Origin of the sequence: Tidjanibacter massiliensis (genome assembly GCF_900104605.1) — a bacterium.
Lineage (GTDB): Bacteria > Bacteroidota > Bacteroidia > Bacteroidales > Rikenellaceae > Tidjanibacter > Tidjanibacter inops.
The window spans coordinates 1773242-1795417 of the sequence record NZ_LT629960.1; the positions used below are offsets into that span (position 1 = coordinate 1773242).

17 protein-coding genes and 1 tRNA gene are annotated in these 22176 nt (G+C 56.4%); 2 read left to right on the forward strand and 16 right to left on the reverse strand.

Features of this window, described 5'->3' with window-relative positions; genetic code table 11:
- Positions 1-41: 41 nt before the first annotated feature.
- From BQ5361_RS10890 to BQ5361_RS08590, 12 genes are all read right to left on the reverse strand, one after another.
- Positions 42-215 carry a hypothetical protein gene (locus BQ5361_RS10890; RefSeq protein ID WP_022063332.1) on the reverse strand — a complete coding sequence of 58 codons (174 nt, stop codon included), beginning with the start codon at positions 213-215 and terminating at the stop codon, positions 42-44.
- Positions 216-306: 91 nt separating this feature from the next.
- Positions 307-669, reverse strand: coding sequence for a DUF3127 domain-containing protein (locus BQ5361_RS08540; protein ID WP_035473973.1), 363 nt, complete (start codon positions 667-669; stop codon positions 307-309).
- A 191-nt stretch (positions 670-860) separates the two neighbouring features.
- The gene (locus BQ5361_RS08545; protein WP_143047570.1) at positions 861-1301 is read right to left on the reverse strand and encodes a peptidylprolyl isomerase; all 441 of its coding nucleotides are present in this window, start codon (positions 1299-1301) and stop codon (positions 861-863) included.
- A gap of 205 nt (positions 1302-1506) precedes the next feature.
- Positions 1507-2280 (reverse strand): FKBP-type peptidyl-prolyl cis-trans isomerase, encoded by a 774-nt coding sequence (locus tag BQ5361_RS08550; protein WP_022063335.1) that lies wholly within the window; start codon positions 2278-2280, stop codon positions 1507-1509.
- Positions 2281-2395: 115 nt separating this feature from the next.
- Positions 2396-3793 carry a Na+/H+ antiporter NhaA gene (nhaA, locus tag BQ5361_RS08555; RefSeq protein ID WP_071425016.1) on the reverse strand — a complete coding sequence of 466 codons (1398 nt, stop codon included), beginning with the start codon at positions 3791-3793 and terminating at the stop codon, positions 2396-2398.
- A 33-nt stretch (positions 3794-3826) separates the two neighbouring features.
- Entirely contained in the window at positions 3827-4864 is a 1038-nt protein-coding gene (locus tag BQ5361_RS08560; protein WP_035473975.1) for an agmatinase family protein, read from the reverse strand.
- Between the two features lie 446 nt (positions 4865-5310).
- Positions 5311-7428: a TonB-dependent receptor gene (locus tag BQ5361_RS08565; protein ID WP_022063338.1), complete on the reverse strand. Its 2118-nt coding sequence runs from the start codon at positions 7426-7428 to the stop codon at positions 5311-5313.
- Positions 7429-7480: 52 nt separating this feature from the next.
- Entirely contained in the window at positions 7481-8416 is a 936-nt protein-coding gene (locus BQ5361_RS08570; protein ID WP_052131106.1) for a hypothetical protein, read from the reverse strand.
- Positions 8417-8418: 2 nt separating this feature from the next.
- Positions 8419-9504, reverse strand: a complete 1086-nt coding sequence (locus tag BQ5361_RS08575; protein WP_257527092.1) for a YncE family protein — start codon at positions 9502-9504, stop codon at positions 8419-8421.
- Positions 9505-9677: 173 nt separating this feature from the next.
- Positions 9678-11579, reverse strand: coding sequence for a BACON domain-containing protein (locus tag BQ5361_RS08580; RefSeq protein WP_071425017.1), 1902 nt, complete (start codon positions 11577-11579; stop codon positions 9678-9680).
- Positions 11580-12217: 638 nt separating this feature from the next.
- The gene (locus BQ5361_RS08585) at positions 12218-13003 is read right to left on the reverse strand and encodes a BACON domain-containing protein (RefSeq protein WP_022063342.1); all 786 of its coding nucleotides are present in this window, start codon (positions 13001-13003) and stop codon (positions 12218-12220) included.
- A 570-nt stretch (positions 13004-13573) separates the two neighbouring features.
- A tRNA-Arg gene (locus BQ5361_RS08590) sits at positions 13574-13645 on the reverse strand.
- 171 nt (positions 13646-13816) lie between these two features.
- On the opposite strand from BQ5361_RS08590, the gene BQ5361_RS08595 reads away from it, so the two are divergent.
- Together BQ5361_RS08595 and BQ5361_RS08600 are read left to right on the forward strand one after the other, a co-directional pair.
- Positions 13817-14437: a S24 family peptidase gene (locus tag BQ5361_RS08595; protein WP_022063344.1), complete on the forward strand. Its 621-nt coding sequence runs from the start codon at positions 13817-13819 to the stop codon at positions 14435-14437.
- A 60-nt stretch (positions 14438-14497) separates the two neighbouring features.
- Positions 14498-15097, forward strand: a complete 600-nt coding sequence (locus BQ5361_RS08600; protein ID WP_035473979.1) for a riboflavin synthase — start codon at positions 14498-14500, stop codon at positions 15095-15097.
- A gap of 178 nt (positions 15098-15275) precedes the next feature.
- Here BQ5361_RS08600 and BQ5361_RS08605 read toward each other — a convergent pair whose 3' ends face one another.
- From BQ5361_RS08605 to BQ5361_RS08620, 4 genes are all read right to left on the reverse strand, one after another.
- On the reverse strand, positions 15276-16802 hold the full coding sequence (locus BQ5361_RS08605; RefSeq protein ID WP_035473982.1) for a BACON domain-containing protein: 1527 nt from the start codon (positions 16800-16802) through the stop codon (positions 15276-15278).
- Positions 16803-16847: 45 nt separating this feature from the next.
- The gene (locus tag BQ5361_RS08610) at positions 16848-18329 is read right to left on the reverse strand and encodes a BACON domain-containing protein (protein WP_035473984.1); all 1482 of its coding nucleotides are present in this window, start codon (positions 18327-18329) and stop codon (positions 16848-16850) included.
- A gap of 655 nt (positions 18330-18984) precedes the next feature.
- Positions 18985-20502: a BACON domain-containing protein gene (locus BQ5361_RS08615; protein ID WP_071425018.1), complete on the reverse strand. Its 1518-nt coding sequence runs from the start codon at positions 20500-20502 to the stop codon at positions 18985-18987.
- A gap of 26 nt (positions 20503-20528) precedes the next feature.
- Positions 20529-22013: a BACON domain-containing protein gene (locus tag BQ5361_RS08620; protein WP_161940407.1), complete on the reverse strand. Its 1485-nt coding sequence runs from the start codon at positions 22011-22013 to the stop codon at positions 20529-20531.
- Between the last annotated feature and the right edge of the window lie 163 nt (positions 22014-22176).

Sequence of the window (22176 nt, forward strand, 5' to 3'; positions counted from 1 at the left end):
GAAACCAGGTTTCCCGCCCGCAGCACATTTCGATTCCGGTCCTAATCGGTGAACTCGTTCACCTCATCGTCGTAGAGATTATCGAGACGGAAGACGAGGTCGTCATACTCTTTCCGCCACGCTTTCAACAACTCCGACGGAGTATCCGCCGGAGCATGGTCGAGGCGTTCCTTCGCCGCCTGGACATCCTTTTCCAGTTCTGCCCTTGTACTCATAACACACGGTTTTCACAGCGAAGACGCAAAAAGGATACCAATTTACCGGTCCTGCTGCGAATGTCCGACGGACAGCTCCCGGAACGCTGTCTCAGAAAGGCAGGTCATCGGCCGGCTCGCCGGAGTAGGGCGTGCCTTCCTCCGCAAAAGGCGGCATGTCGGCAACTCCGGGAACAGGGGGCTGCGTAGTCATCCGCGTCATCTTCCATCCGCGCGCTTCGGTGAACCAACGGCCGTTGTACTCCCGCGATTCGACATTGATGGACACCGCCACCTTATCGCCTTCGCGAAGCGTACCGGCATCATGGGCCTTGTCGCCCCAGAAGCCCACGCATATCTTCCTGTTGAATTCGCCCGGCAGCTCAAACACCACCTCCTGCTTCATCCATTCCCCCCTCTGGCTCGTTCCCTTTACCACGGGAAGCACCTTATAAACTGTACCTTCAAATTCCATACGTCTTGAAAATTTACCGCAAGATACGAATTTATTCCCGTATCGGGGAACCGTTCCGCAAAGGAACTCCCCTGGGGAGGGGTCGCAAAACGACAACAGCCCCGACAGGAAAAAGAACCGTCTTTACGGACGAAGGCCCGCCCGGTCTTTCACAACCGGGCGGACCCTCCATTCCGTGCCAAAAACAACGCCTACTCCTCCACGATACGAATGGAACGTATCCTGTCACCGGGACGTATCGCATCTATCACATCAAGTCCCTCGACCACTTTTCCGAAACAGGTATGCACTCCGTCGAGGTGTTTCGTATTCTCCCGGTTATAGCAGATGAAGAACTGCGAGCCGCCGGTATCCTTGCCGCGGTGCGCCATCGAGAGTACGCCCCGGTCATGATATTGCCGCGGCGCATCGGTTTCGCACTTGATGGTATATCCCGGGCCGCCCGTACCGTCGCCCACAGGACATCCCCCCTGTATCACGAACCCCGGTATCACGCGGTGGAACGTCAATCCGTCATAAAATCCGCTCTCGGCAAGTTTGATGAAATTCTGCGCCGTACCGGGCGTCTCTTTCGTATAGAGTTCGGCTTTCATATCGCCCTTCTCCGTACTGATAACAGCGTATGTCATTATATTCTCCTTATCTTTCCGCATGTCGTTCCGCTCTCCGCCGGCCGCAACCGGAACCTCTCCGGCGGACGGCGCGGCCTGAACCTCAGCCGCCCCCTCCAGCGTCCGGGAACTGCACGAACGGCAGGCCGAGAGAGAAAGTGCGGCAACCCCGACGGCTGCCGCACAGACTGCAAATATTACCTTTCCGATTTTCATTCCGGCGGGATTACTTTTTTGCGGCAGCATCCGCTGCGGGTTCGGCCGGAGCAGCGGGAATAACCTCTATCACATCCACCTCGAACACGAGCGGCTCGTTAGGACCGATGATGGTACCGCGACGGCCCATTGCGCCGTAACCGAGGTCGGACGGAATGTAAAGTTTTATCTTACCGCCTTCGCCCACGAGCTGCAGACCTTCGCCCCAGCCCTTCACGACACGGTTGAGCGCGAAACGGGCAGTATCGGGCTTCTCGTAGTTGTTGTCGAAGTCACGGCCGTCCCTAAGGTAACCGCGGTACTTGACCCTCACCTCGTCTTTCAGGCTGGTGGCCTTCTTGTCGCTGCCCGGAGTGATTATCTCGTAAAGCAGGCCGCTTTCGGTCTTCTGCACGTTGGGCTGTTTGGCGACCTCTGCAAGGTAGGCTTCGCCCGCCTTGCGGTTGCGTTCGGGTATACGCACGGCGAAATACTCCTGCATGAAGGCAAATCCCTCCTCCGGGGTAAGCGTACTTCTGTCTTCCACCGCTTCGCGGATGGCCTTAATGACCACCTTGTCGTTCAGGTCGGCACCCATCGTCTCCTTCGCATTCCTGAGGTAGCGGCCGTAATCCGCCCCTATCGCATAGGAAATCGAATCGGACTCGTTTTTGAGCTTCATGCCCGTTTTGCGTTTCGCATTATCGGCAGCCTGGGCGTCGCTTTCGCCCGTGGCGGCGGTCTTCGAATCGCAGGCGGTAAGCCCCAGCGCGAAAACCGAAAGGACGATAAATAATCTTTTCATCTTTTGTGTCTGTTTTTATTTGGTTAAGTTCCGAAATTGCAATCCGGCAGGATTACACCCGCGAAATGCAAACTTAATGATTTTTGTCCAGAAACAGGCAGCACCATCCCGAAATTTATCGGCCTGCGCCATCTGCCGGTGATTCCGCATTCGCAGCGGGGCTCGATTTGCCCCTCTCCGCCCGGTGCACCGCCCAGACCGCCGCAAGGCCCGTAACCGACGCCACCACCGAAGCGGCCAGTACAGCAATCTTGCCGGTCGAGATGAACTGCGGTTGGGAAGCGAACGCCAGGGTATCCATGAATATGGACATTGTAAACCCGATACCGCCCATGCACGCCACCGCGGCGAACATCTTCCACGAGGCGCCGGCAGGCATCACCGCCAGACCGGTCTTGACGAACAGCAGGCTCAGGAGGGTTATCCCGAGCGGTTTTCCTATCCACAAACCGAACAGGATGCCCATTCCCTGCGTCGTGCCGAACAGGTTCAGGTCAGCGGCGGAGGTTATCTGCACCCCCGCATTGACCAGAGCGAAAAGCGGCAGGATGAAGTAGTTCACCCACGGTGCCAGCAGGTGTTCGAAGCGCTGCGACAGGCTGGCCGAATCGGCGGCGATGACGCCTATCCTGTGCAGGTCGAGCATCTGTGCTTCGTTCTCGGTAACGGGCACATCCCGGTCCTTGCTGACAAAGTCGTCCATGAAAAACCGTACCTTGTTCAGGAAATACTTCTTGTTGTATTTGGGCTGAGAAGGGATGAACATGGCGAGCAGTACACCGGCGATTGTCGCATGTACGCCCGAATGGTAAAAGAGCAGCCACAGGGCCACACTAATCAGCACATAAGGCAGGAACGAACTCACCTTCAACTTATTCAGAAGCCATGCGAAGAACAGGAAAACGGCAGCCGCGAGCAGCAGTTTGAAATTGACGGAGGCCCCGTAGAAGACGGCTATCACGACGATGGCCCCCAGGTCGTCCACGACCGCCAGCGCAGTCAGGAACACTTTCAGGGAGACCGGAACCCTGTTGCCCACCGTGGACATGATGGCGATGGCGAAGGCGATATCGGTGGCCATCGGGATGCCCCATCCGGCCGCATACTGCGTCCCGTGGTTGAACAGCAGGTAGATGACCGCCGGAACGACCATCCCGCCGAGCGCGCCCGCCACCGGCAGTATCGCCTGGCGGAACGTCGAAAGGTGTCCCGAAACGACCTCTCTCTTTATCTCCAGGCCGACGGTGAAAAAGAACACCATCATCAGGCCGTCATTGACGAAACGTTCGAGGTCGAAACCGAACCGGAAGCTGCCGACCGTAATGCCTACCGGTGCCTCCAGCAGCGCATGGTAAAATTCGGCTGTCGCAGGAATATTGGCAAGGAGCATGGCGACCACCACGAAAAACAGCAGCACGACGCCGCCCGCCCATTGGGTACTGAAAAAGTTGCGCCCTTTCTGATAAAAAATATACGAACGGCGCTTGAAGCCGTAACCGAATGAAAAGCCCATGGCAGTCTCCGTTCCAAACAGTTAAAAAATCCGTCAGTTCGTCTTCAACGCCATTCCGCAGAGCCGGAACAGCACCCTCGCCCCGACGTTGGCATCCGTGGTACCTTCGCGTGCGGGAGCAACCTCGCACAGGTCGAATCCCACGATACGGCGGCCGGCGGCCGCAATGCGGTCTACCAGCCAAAGCGCCTCGTTGAAGGTGAGCCCTCCGGCAACCGGCGTACCGGTAGAGGGACAATACTCGACCGAAAGCACGTCTATGTCGAAACTGACATAGACCTTCTCCGGCAACCGGACGACGATGGAGTCGCAAATGGCGTTCCACGTTTCGCCCGCAAAGCGGCGGCCGCACAGGGAAAAATCGTCGAACAGTTCAATCCGCGGCGAGGAGAGGGCCAGACGATACTCCTCTTCCGAATAGTCGCGCTGCCCTACCTGCACGATTTTCGCCACTCCGGGCGCCTCTTGCAGGACATTATACATGATGGAAGCATGCGAATAATCGAACCCCTCGTATGCCCTGCGCAGGTCGCAGTGCGCATCCAGATGGAGCACACCCATGCCCGGTTCCCGTTCGGCAAGCGCCCTGATGAGCCCCAGCGACGTACTGTGGTCTCCTCCCACGAGCCCCACCACATGTCCGGCGTCGAGCCGTTCCGCAGCAGCCTCGTAAACTGTCCGGTTCAGCTCCGCCGAAGCAGTGTTGATACGCTCCAGCCTGCGCGGCATCAGGTAATCCTCGAACGCAATGCCGCCCTCCTGCAGACTCTCCATGATTTTCTTCGCATCGGGCCGCAGGCGGGCGCTGCGGTCCTGCACGGAGTAGTCGATAGGCACCGTAGCAACCCCCTTCTTCCAGGCTCCGGGCGACATAGGGTCGTAAAAATCGAGCTGCGTGGAGGCCTCGATGATGGCATCGGGCCCGAAAGCGGCCCCTCCGCCATAGGAGGCCGTCACATCCCACGGTACGGAGAGCAGCACAAGACGCGCATCCTCCTCGGTGAACGGAAATCCGAAATAATTACCGTTATCTACACCCACTCCGTCCGGGTCGAAATCCTTCCTGTCCATGACTTACCTTGTTTTATATTATATAACCGACCCTTTCTGTCATTACAAACTGTGAGTTCGACAAATATTTTGCAGTCTTATAGGTTGCGGTTAATATTTTTTTTCTATTTTTGCAGTGCACACAATAACTGAAGCTGCCGGGCGTTATCTTAATGAACCGCAATCATTATTGACGCTGATGGTTGTTTTAGTGATTCTTTCATAATCAGTATTTTAAGTTGGGGGGTCCTGCAGTCGTGAGATTGTGGGACCTATTTCTTCCTCCCCTGTACCGTCAATACCATTGCAAGAACCTTTCCCCGTGCACGGACAAAATTAACCAAAAAGGAGGATATTGCAATCCGTAACCCCACAGACGGCATCCCCGCTGCATAGGCTTCCGGAAGAACGGCTCCGGTACCGGCCCGTTTCGACCGAGGGGGCCGGAAACGTTCCGCATACGACATTCAGGGATGCCGGAATCTCGGCGTTATCTCCAGAGAGAATCCGTAGTTGCGTCCCGGCATAGGACGCGAAAGCTCCGTTTCATACTCCTCGTCGAACAGGTTGTTCACCTTGAAGCCGACCGAAAGGTCGGCCCATCGGAACCGGAACGCTTTCCCGAACGACAGGTCGTTCATGAAATAGGGGACGATACGGCCCGTTATCATGGCGGAATTATCGGTCGTGGTGAAGCGTTCGCTGTAATAGTTCCACTTGTAATCCACCGTCCACGACCGCCACTGCAGCCGCACCGTCACGGCGCCCGACCACACGGGCACATAAGGCAGCTGTTTTCCGACGGCATTGTCGGCTTCGTTCAGAGGTTCGCGCATGTTGAGCGAACGCGTCCACGCCAGCAGCGCATCGACCCGGGCCGACCAGCCCCGCCCCCACTCCACGGCTGCACGGGCCGATGCCTCCGCACCGAAAGCATGCACGAGCCGGATATTCGTCGGCAACCACTGCGTCGCCCCCTTGTCCGGGTACCAGAATATCCAGTTACGGATATAACTGTCGTAAAACGTCAGCGATACCCCGTAGGAAGCGCCTTCTGCGGAACCCTCGGCCTCGACACCTCCATCGTAGGTGAAACCCTCCTCCGGCAACAGCGTATTCTTGGCGAAATGGCGGTCGTTCAACGTAGGAAACCGGTAATTGCGGGCCACCGACGCCTTGAAGACCACCCGTCCGAAGGGGTTCCAGTCGAGCAGAAGCGCCGGAATGAAAGGAGCGCCCTCGTTGCCGATGACCTCCTGCCTCAGATTCAGAGCGATGCCGAAACGCTCTGCGGGACGGTACCGGGCCGACACGAGCGCCGAAAGCTCCGTACGGGCATCGTCGTATGCGCTCGGCTCGGAGGTGTTCCGCACCGGCTTGTCATTCACAGTATAGACGAAGTGCTGGAGCAGCGAGAGGTCGGCTACCAGATAGAACCGTTCTCCGAGCCCCATCTCCCACCCCGCATCGCCGAACAGGGTATGAATGTAACTCCTCCAGTCCGACCGCGTCTGCACCTCCGGCGCAGCCGCGCCGCCGTAACTGCGCCGCGACTGCTCCAGATAGCGCATGTCGCTGTAATGGTAACCCGCCTTGGCCGATACTCTCCCCCGACCGGCGTATTTGTCCCACCGCAGGACGCCCCGGAAGGTCTTCTCCGTCTGCCGAGAAAAGGAGGTATTGCTCTCCGTATAGTCTGTATTGAGCAGCGGCAGTCCGCGGGAGGAGTCCATATACCAGGCCGACAATCCGAAATCGCCGCCTCGGCCGGCATCGTAATAGAGCTCCTGCAGAATGTGGAAATCCCGGTAACTGCAGTTGCGGTTACGCTCCAGCGGATAGCTCCAGCCCGTCACATTCCCGTTGCCATCCAGCACGAAATCCTTCTTGGCGTAGTTGCGGTAGGTGAAATCGTTCTCGGAGGTGGTCAGCAGCACGCTCGTCTCGCTGCGCATGCGCCCTCCGCCGTAGGAGAGACGAAGATACTCGTCGAAGGTGGAGTACGACGCGACACCCTGGATGTATTTCATTCCGAAGCCGTCGGAATCGGAGGGTCTCGTATCGAGCGCTATCGCGCCGCCGAGTCCGCCGCCCGCCACCCCCACCGAACTGGCCCCGTTATAGAGCGCCGCACCGTCTATGAAGTAGGAGGGGATGTAGGAAAGGTCCATCATGCCGAACAGGGGAGAGTTCATCCGCATGCCGTTCCATGTCACGCGCGTATGCGAAGCACCCGTGCCGCGAAGCGACACGGTAGCCATCGTTCCCCGGCCGTACGACTTGATGAATACCGGCGTGCTGTGGGCCAGCATATCGGCGAGGGAGAAGGTAACGTCTTCATGCAGGAGCGTCTCATCGAACACCGTCTTCTGAATACCGATGTCGGAGAGCGGCCGACGGGCCGTCACCGTCACCGAATCGATGGCTCCGCTGCGCTCCTCCGTCTCGCCTGTCGTTCCGCCGGGGGGGACGGCAACTCCGCAGACGACGGCTGCGGCGAAGGCGGCATATTCCGCACCGGCCGCTTCCGGCCGACAAACCGCCAGCAACGGCAGCAGGCATGCAATCCATCTTCCCCTTTTCATTCTCCCTCAAGCCCATATTACCGGCAGGCCGCCGGCCCGGCGAATCTCCGTTTCAAAGGTTTTCGTCCCGGAACCTCGACACTTCCGTGGAGAGCTCTCCGATACCCGCACCGCCCTGTATGTTCACGCCGGTCTGTACCTTGACGAAATCGATATAATCCAATCCGGCCGCTTCGCCCGCAGCATCCACGGCATCGGAGATACGGAAAAAATTCTTCTGTTTCGGGGCCTCCAGCATATCCTCTCCCCAATTGTCGGCATAGCCCCATCCGTAATCGCCCGTCGTAAAACGACCGTTCTCCAGCGTACCGCTCCGGTCGGGAAGCAGCGTGCCGGAGAGCGTATAAGACTCTTCCGTCATCCATTTCGGATAATAGGACTGCGGATGGGACGATACCCGCGCTATCTCCCCTTCGTGCCCCTCACTGTCGCGCCACCTGACTGCTGCATCCTCCCGGTCGGGACGGTAATAGGTCACCGAATAGCCGCGGACGGAGCCGTCGGAATACGCTCCGCGGAGCTCGTACCACGGCCCGTCGTCGGGCTCTCCGTTGCCGTTTTCATCGGGCATCACCCACACCACGCCCGGTTCGGAACTCCCGGAGAACTGGTTGCCGGTTATCGAGAAATCGTACCCGCCATACCCACCCGACGCCTGGATGCTGTGGTCGAACCCGACCACGATATAACCGCCGAATCCGCCGAGAGAAACCATGCCCCGCAGGGAAGCATCGACGGAATGCAGCCTCCGGTCGGCATACTCCAATGCAGACTGCGGGCCCGTCTCGTTTCCGTCGAACCCGACCATCGCATCGTTGATGAACTGTCCCGGAGCGGGAACATAGGCGATTACCCGGTCGCTGTAAGGCGAACTGCCTTCATGGGGTGGCCGCGGCCCGTAAGTTTCGGGCATTACCACGCCGGAACGGTTGCATCCGAGCAGCATTCCGGCCAACAACATCCAATATGCGCAACGTATCTTTTCCATAGTCATCTGAAACAAAAATCCGTCGGAATAATCCCGACCCGCAGCGTATCCAATCCACGCCCGTCGGCCGAAAAGCGGTAAACCACCCCCTGTTGCTGATAGTCTATGGCGTCGCCGACATAGATGTCGCCGCGGCGCGGGTCCACTCCCAGCGCATAGTAAATGGTATTCGACGCCGGGATGAAAGGCTCCCGGGGCAACTCCTCCGCATCCGTATCCATGCGCCATACATCCCCGTTGAGGAAGTAGACCGTATCTCCCCCAGCTCCGACAGCGAGTCCCCGCGGCGTATCGCCCATACGGAAGACGAATTCCCGCTCTATGCTCCCCGAAGCCGCATCGATGCGGTAAAGCGCGGGCGGCTTCGGGGAACTGCCCTCGCCGTATCCGCCGTCGGTAAGCACCCACAACCGGCCATCGCCGTCGAGCGCAATCTGGCGCGGCTGGCTCCGCACCCCTATCTCTCCCACCACCTCACCGGAGGTCAAATCCACCATCAAAACGGCATCGTCGTACGACCAGCACGACACATAGAGCGTATCGCCCCATATGGCCATCTGCTCGGTAGAGGTGTGGTCGGGCGTCTCGATATAATCCGCCACGGCAGCCGTTGCAACATCCACCACCGCAATCCGGGGCTCATACAACGAAGTCACATAAGCCACGCTGTCGTTGAAACAGATATAGCGCGGCGAGCCGATACCCCGTATCACCCGCTCTATCCGGAACGTCTCCGGGTCGATTCCGAAAACGATGCCCGAATTATTCACCACGATGTAGGCCGTCCCGTCGTGTATCGTCATCGACTGCGCCACGTCGCCGAGTTTCATCCCGTTGGCCCGGGCGAAGACCTCGTTCTGCAACTCGCCGGAGGAAGGAAGATAGAAAGAGAGCGACGCGTTCCCGTACATGAAGTTACCCTCGCAGACGATGAAGACCCCTTCGGGCTCCTCCCCCGGAGGCATCGGATACGAGAAGTGCTCCTCGGGTACGGGGCCGTACTTCATACATCCGCCCACCGAGAAGACGGCACCGCACAGAAGGGCCCGTACCGCCGTTTTCAGAATATATCCGGAAATCCTTTTCAATGCCTGCGGCAGTTCCCGGTGCATCCGGAACCCCTGCCGCACAAATATACCACAACGCCCGAAGATAACCAAAACAGCCGGGCGCCCCCTACAAACAAAACAGGGGCGGCCTGCTGAGACCGCCCCCCTCTTAACCCAACCTGTCCCGGGCACTGCCCGGACGCATGAAAAAACTATCTCTGCGCGCGTTCCCGGTAGACTTTCACCGAAGCATCGTAACGCACGAACGGAGCGTTGTAAATATACTGAGCCGCCGCGGATGCGGGTTCCACGAATTCGGAAACGGGCGAAGCCCCCTCCTTCGTGAAAGTTTTGCTGAGCCGCAGTACGGGCCCGCTGTTGTCGTCGCTGCCAATGGCCACGCCGAGCACGGTGTACTCCGCATCCCATTCGCACCAATAGAGTTTGCCCGTCGGGCACCAGGTACCGGACGCCACGAGGGTTTCGGCTATCTCAGCATCGGAAATGGCCCCTGTCGGGTCGGAGGGGTCCTCCTTCACCATCGTGCCGTACCATACCACAGCCTCGTCATTGGCGCTGAACGTCACCTCCACATAGGCCATTCCCCGACCGGAGGCATACTTTTCGGAATCGAGGGCATAAAGGTCGTCGCCGTTGAAATATTTGCCGATAACGGCGCTCACCCCGGCATCGCTCACCTGATTGGGCAGCGTCTCGAAGGGGGCGCTGACGACGACGTCCGCCGCAGGCTTCCCGAACTCGTCGATGCAGGCGGCCCAGACGTAATAGGTGGTTCCGGGCTCAAGCATCTTGGAGAAGATGTTGCCTCCCACACCCCGTTCGCGGTTGTAGTCGAGCGATTCGATATCAGCTGCCACATAATCCGTCACATACTGTTTCATGTTCCCTTTGAACTGTTGGTAATCGGCATCCGCTATCAGGTCCCACATATAGACCGACGTTTCGTCCGAAGGGGTTATCGCAACGGTCGCGCTGCGCGAAGTAAGTCCGGTTACCTCCACGTCGAAACGGCACTCCGATGGCGGGATATTCGGTTCGAGCGTACGGAACGGGAAACGGTGGATGTTGGTGGTCGCTGCGCCGTCGGCCCATCCGAACACCAACACGAGATAACCCGTATCGGTCAGCCATACGTTTTCGTTCTCATATTCGTAAACACCTGTCGTCGCATAGAAATCTATCATGAAACCGTCCTCGGCGACCACCTTTTCGAGCAGCTCCTGGTCGGAGAGCTCGTCGTACTGGAAGGCGGGACGTATCGTACAATAGTACGGAAATTCATCGTCGGAAGGCGTCACGGTAAAGTCCGCGCCGTCGTAATAACGGTTCGTGAACTCCACCTCGAAAGTCACCGCATCGGAGAGCTCCTCCGTCCGGAACGGTTCGCTGACCACCTCCGTATTCACCGCACCGTCGGCTCCGAGCCCCACGGCGAAAGCCACATGTTCGCTGGCCGGCGAGAGCCTCGTGAAGGAATGCTCCTGCTCCCCCCGTGAAGCAAGGTTGGCGAGCGCCTCCTCCATGCTCCCGTACATCTGCTCGGCCTCCGCCATCATACGCTCCATCATCCGGCCTATATCTCCGCCGTGGTGTTCGTCGAGGGTGGCCTTGGCGATTACGTCGAAGTAATAGCTGCCCGCCGCATCGAGCGGAACGACCCGCATATCAACCCCGGTAGCCGTAATGTTGGAGAGGGTTATCCCGAAAGGCGGCTCCTCAGGCACCACCTCTTCCGCACCCCGCTGGTACACCTCCAGAACGACGGTCCTGGCATTATTTCCCGTCCCCGCAGTAACCGTCACTTTCGCCCGCGGCATATCGTCCGGACTCTCGTTGATACCCGCAGTCACCGTGAAGCTCGCATCATCCGCTGCCTGCGCGACACACCACGTCTGGTCGGAAAGCACACGCCACGTATCCTGATTCGTCGTGACGGCAATCACCCGCGTCCCTCCGGTCGCCTCGAAGACGAGCGCTTCGGCAGGCTCGATGGAGAGGGTCGGAGGAGCCGTCTTTGGCTCCTCTTGCCGGCATCCTCCCATGAGGACCGCCGTCACCAGCAAGAGTGTCGAAAAGAATAAATTTTTTTTCATTTCCATAGGTTTTAGATTAGCAATAAAAACACGTCTATAAGTATATAAAAAAACAAACAGCTCTCCCTACCTACGCCTGCAACAACAAATGTAATATATAAAACCATATATTGCAAACATTCCTGACTCTTTTATGGAGTAATTTTCCATTTTCCCGACCAAATCTTCCCCCGAAAAGGGGTATTTTGCCAATAATTATGCAAACAATACATACGAAACGACATACGACCGCCGTGCATTCGACAGATAAAGAGGCAACGTCATACCAAAAGGGGACGGTCATCACGACCATCCCCTTCCCTTCAACTAACCCATTAACTCTTCGGGCATTGCCCGAAAAACATGAAAATGAAAAAACTACTTCTGCATGTATTCCCTGCGACCTTCGCCGAAACCGGCGGGAACGGCGATACCACCATAGGAAGTCTGCAATTTTCTTATCCGGACCGTAGCATACGCAACCGAACGCCGACAGATTCACCGACGGGACGGCAACTCCCGTTTTTATCGTCTAAAGAACTAATCTCTCGATGACCGGTCGGCGTTCGCTGCTGACAGATGCGTTCGCCAAACCCACCTCATTCCACGAATGAGACCTTCCGCCATCACTCGTAAAATTTCTGCCGAGAGCAACCGAATTATTCTTTACCGATTCTATTTTCCCACCATATTCTATCACCGACAGCCTCTATCTGCTGCCCATTCTTATCCGTCTGCGCTTTCTGTGTCCAGAAATCGACGCTCTCTATCTCCGTATTCATTTTACCGTCCTCACTCAATCCGACCGCATAACCCACACACTCGACACCCGGTTGCAATTTATTAATCGTCTTCGTCTGTTCGCCCTTACCGGTTAGTATCAAAACCGCGGCCTCCATGCTTCCATACCACGATGCGGCGAAATCCATCAACTGACTCACAAACTCACCTATATCATCATTAAAATACTGGAGCGAATTCTTTTCTATGATATCACAGAAGTAACGGTTCTCCTTATCGCGCGGCACAACCGTTATGGTCGCTTCCGTATCGGTAATCTCGGTGATTTTTATATCAAACGGCGCCTGAGCTTTCCGTTGGGTTACCTCCAATACGACTCGTTTGGCATCACGACCTGTTCCGGTAGTCACCGTAACTTTCGTTTGCCTCTCTTCTTCTCTGTTCTTATTGACGCTGGCCTTCACCACGAAACTCGAACCTTCCACCTCCTCGACCGTGCACCACTTCTGATTTCGAGCGGCCTGTACCTCCCATGTCTTCTGATTCGTCGTCACGGTTACTTTCGTCGTTCCGCCTTCCGCTTCATACACGATAGGCCCGGACGGAGTAATGGACAAGGTCATGGCTTCCTGCCTCTCTTTCCGGCATCCCCCCAAGACAGTAGCCACCGCCGGAAGGAGCATAAGCAATAACAATCTTTTCATTTCAGTACAGTTTTTTCAATAATATTCGCAAACCGATAGGAAAGGCAACCCGCCTTCTCCTGTGATTCGAATGTCTACAAACCCGCTTCTGCGGGGGTGCTCGCCCGCTCAAACTTTCCCCCTTCTCCACGTCCGGTCTGCACGGCCCCCCACCGCGCAGGCGAGCAGGAGCACCCCGTTCGTCGAGTGCAAATTTGATGAATGGAAACATTACCGACGAACCGTTTCGTTCACAAGAGCCTGCGTTCCTTTCAAAAACACCGGGCATATCGTACAAGGAAACGAACGGGATACGGCAACATGCGCCGTATCTCTTTCATGCCGGAAATGCGATACCGCCATGCCGTCGGAACCCGGAACGAACTATGGAAAAACAGCCGGAAAACGCCCTGAAAAAATGCACATCCGCCGCTCGAAACAGATACGACACAAGGGAGAGCACGACCTGCAGGGACGGACACACCCCCGAACGGACGGGAACAGACGGCCGGACAACGACGCACACTCGGCGAGGATTCCGCCGATAACGAAAGAAACCGCTGTTATTCAGCGGTTTCTCATTCAAAAAAGTAGTCCCGACGGGAATCGAACCCATATCGTAAGAACCGGAATCTTATATTCTATCCATTGAACTACGGGACCGAAGTCGATTGCGTCTGCAAATTTGCGATTTTTTTCCGGTATTTTCCAATAAAAATAGGGAGAATCTGCCTAATTTTGGCCTGAAGAGGCAGGAAACGCCCCTGAGACGGGGTAAGGGGAGCGGAAAATCCGCCTGCCGTATCCCGGCGCACCACTTGTACGCACACCGTTATGTTGCTGGACGACTGGCAGAGAATAGAGAAAATAGTCCGTTGGACGGGACTTTCGGTCAACTCGTTCGCCCTGAGTATCGGGCTGAACAGGGGCGAAAACCTCTACCGGATAAAACGGGGCGACAACGGCATCAGCAAGGAGCTCGCCGAACTGATAGCGGCCAGGTATCCGGAGATAAGCCGCGCATGGATAATCACCGGCGAAGGCGGGATGTTCATCGGCAACACGGAGGAGCGGAATCTGATTCCGGCCTACGACATCGACGCCTTGACGCTGGCGGGCATGGAACGGTTTCCCGAGGCGTCATACGTCCTTTCGCTGCCCAGAGCGGAACATGTGACATTCGCGGCACTGATGCTGAACAAGGCGATGGAACCGGAAATTCCGGTGGGTGCCACGCTGCTGCTGTCGGAAACGGAGGAGAGTGCGCTGATACCGGGCTATCCCTATCTCGTCGTAAGCGACAGGGTGACCGCCGTCCGCAACGTATTCCGCAATCCGGAGGCCGGAACGCTCCGTCTCCGCGCAGCCAATCCCGCTTTCGGCGACATCGAAGTGGAACCGTACCGGCTGCGGAAACTGTTCCTCGTCAGGGGACACATACATTACAACCGTTAGGCAAAGACGACGGGGATGGCATGCGGCCGACCCCGACAACCGATAAAAAACCATACGATTATGTTTTCAGGGATAGTAGAGAGGATGGCCACCGTCGCGGACATCCGGGAAGATGGAGAAAACAAGACCTTCACCATGCGGAGCGAGATAGCCGAAGAGCTCCGGATAGACCAGAGCATCTCCCACAACGGCGTCTGCCTGACCGTGGAATCCATTGCGAACGACACCTATACGGTGACCGCCATATACGAAACACTCATCAAATCCAACCTCGGCCTGCTCCGGCCGGGCGACCGGGTGAACATCGAACGCAGCATGCGGCCGGACGCCCTGCTCGACGGACACATCGTGCAGGGGCATGTGGACCAGACAGCCACCTGCACCGCCGTGGAGAGCGCCGACGGCAGCTACTACTACACGTTCGAATACGAACAGCACGGCGACAACGTGACGGTCGAAAAGGGTTCGGTAGCAGTGAACGGCGTCAGCCTCACGGTAGTGAACTCCCGCAGCGGCTCCTTTCAGGTAGCCATCATCCCCTACACCTACGAGCATACGAACTTCAAGGATATCCGGCCGGGGTCGGTAGTCAATATCGAATTCGACATCATCGGCAAATACATCGCCCGGCTGATGAAAGGCTATACGGAAGGCCGTTAGCGCCTCTTCGCCGGGACAGCGTGCTGTCCCGGCAAGCGTGCGGTTCCGATATGACGGACGGCAGGCCGATGGCCTGCCGTCCGTCATATCGGGAGACTCCCTAATAAACGGCGCCGCAGCGAATCACTCGGTACGGCGCCGTCTGAAAAGAACCTATCAACTAACTAACACTTCGCTCTCAACCTACCCGGATATCGAACGTTCCCTTATAGGAACCCTCTACACGGTATCCGGCATCGCTTTCAAACTCGAACACGATTTCGTACTCATCCTCACCGATATTCGTCACGGTCATAGTACCGCTCCGGATACAGGCCTCGCCGTTGTAAACGCCGTTCTCCATGCGGACGAACCATGCGTAGCGCGGCCATATGGGGTGCAGGTAAGTCCCTGCGACGCCGGCGCTGATATTGCCGGGCTGCTTCAGGTCGGGATTGTCGTCGAAGTTCGCCACGACGGTATAGATGCCGTCCGGCAGAATATACACATTGTCGTCATTCTTCTCCAACACTTCCGTGATTAACATGAAAGAGATTCTGCCTCCCGTGCCTTCGAAGCGAGGCTGCTCCGGGAAGGGCGGATTTTCTATAAATTCAACACCTTCATCCCAACACATTATCTCCCATGCGGTCACCTCGTCATGACGCCAGTCGTCATTCGGACTGACAATAATCCTGCTCTTGGTAAATTGGCCGAAATCGACATCCTCCTCCAGCGTACTGATGAAGTCGGGTTTTCCCTCCTGCGTTACCTTTACTTCATAGGGACCCACCCCCTCCGCATCGGAAGAGACGACCACCCAGCCGACACGGGGCTCAGGGGATTCGTTCTCGATACCACCGACAATGCTCACACGGGTATCGTCATCAAAATCAATGGCATTAGCGTTAATCCACCCTTCGTCCGTACCGGACTCGTACCGTACCGATACACGCCACTCGACATTGACGGCAGTGACCAGAATATTGTAATCGCCGTCTGTCTGTCCGCGGTAATCGAGGACGAATCCCTCCTCGGGGGATGCGCCGTTATTCAGCGCTATGTCGAGCGACGGAGGCAGTACCAGCTCCTGCTGCGTCACCCGCACCACCTTCGGCGAGGCTGCCTCGCTGTCCGGCACGACGGTGATGTTCCCCGAACGGGGGGCCTGTCCGGGATTGTCCGCAACAACCACCGTGAATCCGCCGTCACGTTCGGTAACGGTAATCCACCCGCGTGCGACCTCCTCCACTTCGGTGCTCCACGTAAGTCCCTCGCCTTCGGTGGTCACCTTCACCTCCTGCGCCGGAGCGTTCTCAGGCTCGAAGGTGAGTGCGGCGGGTTCCACCGTCAGCGAATAGACGACAGGCGTATCGTTCCCGGCCTGGGCTATTGTCACGCTGCGCGGTTTGACCTTGATATTCCCCTGCGGATTCACCGCCAGGGAGGCGGTGCGCCTCTCCTGTGCGGGGTTGTCCGCCACGGAAACGGTCAGGACACCCTCCCTGCTGTCGTCCACCGTCACCCACTCCGAAGCGCCTCCGGAGAGTATGTACTCCCACTCCACACCGACCGCCGTTACGGTGATTTCCTGCGGGGCCGCGTCCGCCGCGGCGAAATCGAGCTGGAGCGGCTTTACCTCCAGCGACGGCTGCTGTTCGGGTTCATCCCCGCCGTTGCAGGCGGCCAGCAGGCAGGCTGCCGCCAGATATAAAAACTTTTTCATGGTCCGAATCAATTAGGTTAGCGATGAAAACATTTCGTCATTCCATTACTCCGCCACGGGCGGAGCCACGTACCATCCGGGGAACTTCATGTGTCCGCCGGCCGAAGACTCCAGATACCGGCCGAAGACTACCGTTCCGTCGGGAGAGATGCTGGTGACATAGCAGTTCGGGATGATGATGCCGTAGTTATCGTACACCCACTCCTGCGTCGTACCGAGGTCGGTCCGCGTATTGCAGTCGTAAACGCGGCCGGAGGAGATGCCGAGCGAACCGAGGCCGATGAATCCGATGCCGTCGTCGGTCACGTGCGTTCCGGTCGATTCACCGTACTCGTCCACGATGACGGTGGTTTCCGTTTCGACGTCATAGAAGGCGGCAACCTGCGACGTCACCGCATCCATCCGGTTTTCGGCGAGGGTCCACGTCCGGTACGACCCGGCTATCCATTTGCCCGAGGGGCTGATGTTGGTGCGGTTCGCCTGACAAATCATGCCGTCCGCACAATAGTAATCGTATTCGAGCCCCTGGCTGTCCAGTGCCTTCTCGACCTTCCGCACATGCACATCCTTTCCGACGTATTCCGCCTGGCCGCCGTTCTGCCAATCCTTCCAATAGACCATGCCGAAGTCCCAGTTCTCCCACGTCGTACCGTAGATGACGGAACCGTCGGCGGAGATGCCGCGCCCCAGAATACCGTACCAGAAATCCTCTCCGACGAAATTCTTGTCCGGCATGGGGAGCTGTTTGGCCAATACGCCGTCCTCCCACACCAATGTATAGTGCAGTCCGTCGTTGTTTTTGGAATAGCCGACCCAATACCTGCCGTCGGCGGAAACCGCCTGTATTTCGGGAAGCGTCTTATACCCCTCAGGAATCTCCGGCACGAACGAATTGCCCGTGATGTCGAAAGCGACCTGCCCGCCGTTCTGCCCGTCGGCGATGAACAGCAGTCCCTGGTCGCTTATCGCGTGGGGCTCGTGAAGCATGTGGAGCGACTGGTGAACGGGACCGAGCACAATCCGTTCGTCGGCCTCCACATCGATGATGACCGGCCAGAACTCAAACGTATTGCCATCCTCCAGCAGCGTCGATTCGAAGCCGCCCACATACCTGCCGCTCGGGGAGACCACCGCAGTTCCGTTGTCGAAAGTATTCGTCGTACGGTAACGGGCGATGCTGTTGTCCTTGGGAAGTTGATAAACCCGGATTGGCCTTACGGCTTCACCCGCCTGCACGGTAATATCGGCACTCCGCTCCGTTCCCGTATCGTTGTCATCCACCGTAACGGTAAGGGTGGTCGCATCGGTACGTTCCACTTTCACCCAGGATGCGCCGGGCTCGGCCGTCCACTGGGCCGGAGCCGCATCCACGACAATGGCGAGCGGTTCGCTCCCCTCGCCCAGGAACGAACAGGCCGCCTGGCTGACATTCACGTAATGAACCTCCTCGGCCGGATTGGTCGTACAACCGCCCGACAGCACAAGGGCGGCGGCCGCCAATCGAATCAGAATTGCATTTTTTTTCATAAGTCGTTTGGAATAATTTGTTAGGTTACTCTTCTTAAACCGCAGGCGACGCTGTTGTCACCCTACGAATGCAAATCTAATCATAAAACAATATAATAATATTCGGTGTTATAACATTTTCATATTTACCAAAAAGAGTTTTTTAAAACAAACCGCCACCGAACAAGCGACATTTATGTATAATTACCCGCAACAAAATTCATAAATCCAACAGACAGCGTACATATCATCGCTTTTTTCACGCTTTCCACGGCATTCAATTGTCATGGTACCTTTCGCCGCCGCCATGGTCCCGGCGATATCCGAAAAATTCTGCATATATGCAAAAAAATAGATATATACAGGCCCCCATACGATGCCATGCAGGACAGGACGGCGGCGGCATTACGTCGGATGCAGCGGACAGCCGGCCAATCGGAACAAGAAATGCCCGGACACGCATCCGGAACAACCTCGCCGAACGACACGGGCTGCCGGGGTCATCCCGAAAATGCATCTCCGCCGCAGGGCCGTAAACGACAAATGCCGCAGCTTTCAGCCACGGCATTTACCCCTTGTTATTATCCCATCTCCGTCCATCCTGCATAAAAGCGAAAGGGGAGAGCCTTTGAGGCTCTCCCCTTTCCATGCAGAATACTTTCGGATTGTCCTGCAATTATTGGGCACGAACATTGAGCGCACCCTCGAACGAACCGGTCACCTTGTAGCCGGCATCGCTCGTAAAGTCGAACGTCAGCGTGTAGGTCTCCCCGCTGCGGGCCACGGTCATCGTACCTTCCCTGATGCAGGCATCACCCGTTACGGCATCATCCTGCATCCGGATATACCACGTACCTTCCGGGAAAAGCGGATGGGAGAAACCGAACGCACCGCCGCTGATTTGACCGACTTCAGGCGTTATCGTTCCGCTATTGAAGTTGGCGACTACCGTATAGGTTCCGTCCGCCAGATAATATTCGTTGTCATCGTTCTGAGTCAATACCTCGCCGGCAACCTTCAGGCACATCTTATCGCCGGAGCCTGTAAACACATTTACCCCGTCGTATGAGATACCCTCGTCCCACAAAATGAAATCCCACTCGGTATAAGGCATCTCCCTGTAGTCGTTGTTGGGATATACCAGTACCCGGCTCTGGGTAAGCACTCCGAAATCGACATCCTCTTCGAGCGTACTGAGGAATTCGGGCTTGCCCTCCTGCATCACGGGAATCTCGAACGGACCGATATCTTCCACATTCGTGGTGACCACCACTCGGGCGGTACGCGGGTCGGAGGAAGTGTTCTCCCGCTTGTCGAGATTGCAGGCAATATGGATTTTGTTTACATTCTCGCTCTCAACCTTATTGGCTTCGAGCCAGCCGGAGCCGCCGGCTTCGTATTCCACTTTCACGTTCCATTCGACGTTCACCGGAACCACGTCCACATCGTAGCTGGTTTCTCCCTTATAGTGAATGGTGAATCCCTCTTCGGGAATCTCTCCGCCGTTGTAGGACATCGAGAAGGAGGGGGGCAGCACCTTGGCCTCCTGCGTCACGCGGATGGCCTTCGGGCCTACCGACTCCGCACTCGGCGTCAGGGTGACGTTCGCCGAACGTTCCGCCGTGTCGGGATTGTCCTGCACCGTGACGGTCAGCGTCGTCTCCCCTTCGGTACCTTCCGTCGCAGAGAGGGTTATCCACTCTTTGGCGGCCTCATCAACCGCGGCGCTCCAGGTCATCCCCTCGCCCGAAGCGGTCACCTTCACGCTCTGGCCTGCGGCACCCTCGGCCTCGAAAGTCAGTGCCGCCGGGTCTACCGTCAGTGAATAGACCTCCGGAGTCTCAGAACCGGCCTGCGTAACCGTCACGCTCACGGGTTCCAAGTCATCGTTATCTTTGGCAGTTATCCGAATCGAAGCGGTACGTTTCTCGGCCGTCGGATTCTTGGCGACCGAGACCAGCAGTTTTCCGGCCGTCCCGTCGTCCACGGTAATCCAGTCGGCCGACGAAGGAACGGCATATTCCCACTCCACGCCGGTGGCGGTCACGGTAATCTCCTGCGGAGTCGTATCCTCTGCCCCGAAAGTAAGCGACTTGGGCGACACCTCGAGGGAAGCGGTCTCTCCGCCCCCGTCCTGCGGCGTACATGCGGCGGCGAGCAGACAGGCCGCCGCGATGAATAATAGCTTTTTCATAGTTGTATGTATTTAGGTTAGTGTAGTTATTCCTCGAGGGGCGGTGCGATGTACCACCAAAAGAAATTTACTCCGGATGCAGATGCCAATGGCGAAAATCCGAGTACACATGAACCGTCGGGTGTTATACGGCTGATGTTTCCGTCCGGGACGATGATTCCGTAATTGTTTTTTATCCAATCGGCCATGTCGCCGAGGTCGGTACCCGTATTCAAATCGTAAACGACAGATGATGTGGAGGCATATGTACCGATAGCGATGAAGGCGATGCCGTCGTCGGTGACATACATTCCCATGGATTCGCCGTAATCTTCTACGATAGTCGTCGTTTCTGTTTCCGTATTATAGAAGGCAGCTTTTTGTATTTTTTTGATTGCCTGCTTGTTTTCGCTTATTTCTTCGGTACGGTAAGTGCTGGCTATCCATTTTCCGGAGGGACTTATTTTCGTGGCGGTTGCATCGCAGATGAGACCGTCGGCAATATGGGTTTCGTAGGTTGTTCCGTCCGGACGTTCGAGTACGACAGGGGTTACTTTTCGTACATCTTCGCCTACCCATTTCGGTTTTCCTGTATTTTCGCCGTTGTTTACCCAATAGAGCATGCCGAAATCGGAGTTCTCCCACGAGGTGCCGTAGATGATTTCGCCGTTTGCGGAGATGCCGCGGGCCATGACGCCGACCCAGATTTCTTCATCGCGGAAATTTTTATCGGGTATGGGCAGTTCGTGCGGTACACCGTCAATCCAGAGCAATGGCTTGTACAAATATTCCAATCCATATCCTTCTTTTGCGTAACCTACCCAATACCGACCGTCTGCGGAAGTCTCTGAAATCGTTGGTTTACACTCGAACCCGCTTGGTGCTGCGGGAACAGTGATATTGCCGGTGAGGTCGATGGCTATCTGCCCGCCGTTATAACCGTCATCAATAAAAAGTAGCCCCTGATCGGTAATGCAGGATGTATTGGTAAAATAGTACAGTGCTTCAGGGAAAGGACCGAATTCGTAAACTTCGCCTGTTTTGAGGTCTATGATGGTTGGCGAACGAAGCCAGGAATCATCGGCGGCCAGAGAGGGGACATAACCGCCGATGTACCTACCGTTGGGAGACATGACGCCCCCGCTCGAAAAATTCAGCATCCTTCTGTAACGGGCGAATTCGTTTTCGGTGGGAAGTTGGTTGATTATAATCTCCTGTGAAGCCTGTCCGGCTGTTACGACGATGACGGTGTTTCTTTCCGTACCCGTATTGTTGTCCTCCACGGTTAGCGTGAGAGTTGTTCCGTTTTCGCTCTTTTCTGCCTTTACCCAGGTAGCCCCCGGCGAGGCTTCATATGCTGTGGGCGAAGTTTTGACGGTGATTTCGAGCGGTTGATTATCCGTGCCGAGGAAAGTACATGCAATCTGGCTGAGGTTTACGTAGTGGTACTCCTCTTGGTCGGTCGTACATCCTGTCAGCGCTGCGAGAACCAGAAGTCCTGCCATGCTTTTGTAAAATGGTTTTCTGTTCATGTTTGGATGGTTTTTTAGGTTTTTTGTCTGTACAAGGCCCCGGGGAAGTGTTTTTATGTACGGATACAAACATAATAATAAAATAAAATGAATAATAACACATGTTGTGAAATTTGCATATTTCTTTTTTGATGTTCCATGCATGTTCGGGTTGTAGATTGTC

Coding starts and splice junctions, on each gene's coding strand:
- BQ5361_RS10890 (WP_022063332.1), bottom strand. CDS start 215: ATGAGTACAAGGGCAGAACTGGAAAAGGATGTCCAGGCGGCGAAGGAA.
- BQ5361_RS08540 (WP_035473973.1), bottom strand. CDS start 669: ATGGAATTTGAAGGTACAGTTTATAAGGTGCTTCCCGTGGTAAAGGGA.
- BQ5361_RS08550 (WP_022063335.1), bottom strand. CDS start 2,280: ATGAAAAGATTATTTATCGTCCTTTCGGTTTTCGCGCTGGGGCTTACC.
- nhaA (WP_071425016.1), bottom strand. CDS start 3,793: ATGGGCTTTTCATTCGGTTACGGCTTCAAGCGCCGTTCGTATATTTTT.
- BQ5361_RS08560 (WP_035473975.1), bottom strand. CDS start 4,864: ATGGACAGGAAGGATTTCGACCCGGACGGAGTGGGTGTAGATAACGGT.
- BQ5361_RS08565 (WP_022063338.1), bottom strand. CDS start 7,428: ATGAAAAGGGGAAGATGGATTGCATGCCTGCTGCCGTTGCTGGCGGTT.
- BQ5361_RS08570 (WP_052131106.1), bottom strand. CDS start 8,416: ATGGAAAAGATACGTTGCGCATATTGGATGTTGTTGGCCGGAATGCTG.
- BQ5361_RS08580 (WP_071425017.1), bottom strand. CDS start 11,579: ATGAAAAAAAATTTATTCTTTTCGACACTCTTGCTGGTGACGGCGGTC.
- BQ5361_RS08585 (WP_022063342.1), bottom strand. CDS start 13,003: ATGAAAAGATTGTTATTGCTTATGCTCCTTCCGGCGGTGGCTACTGTC.
- BQ5361_RS08595 (WP_022063344.1), top strand. CDS start 13,817: ATGTTGCTGGACGACTGGCAGAGAATAGAGAAAATAGTCCGTTGGACG.
- BQ5361_RS08600 (WP_035473979.1), top strand. CDS start 14,498: ATGTTTTCAGGGATAGTAGAGAGGATGGCCACCGTCGCGGACATCCGG.
- BQ5361_RS08605 (WP_035473982.1), bottom strand. CDS start 16,802: ATGAAAAAGTTTTTATATCTGGCGGCAGCCTGCCTGCTGGCCGCCTGC.
- BQ5361_RS08610 (WP_035473984.1), bottom strand. CDS start 18,329: ATGAAAAAAAATGCAATTCTGATTCGATTGGCGGCCGCCGCCCTTGTG.
- BQ5361_RS08615 (WP_071425018.1), bottom strand. CDS start 20,502: ATGAAAAAGCTATTATTCATCGCGGCGGCCTGTCTGCTCGCCGCCGCA.
- BQ5361_RS08620 (WP_161940407.1), bottom strand. CDS start 22,013: ATGAACAGAAAACCATTTTACAAAAGCATGGCAGGACTTCTGGTTCTC.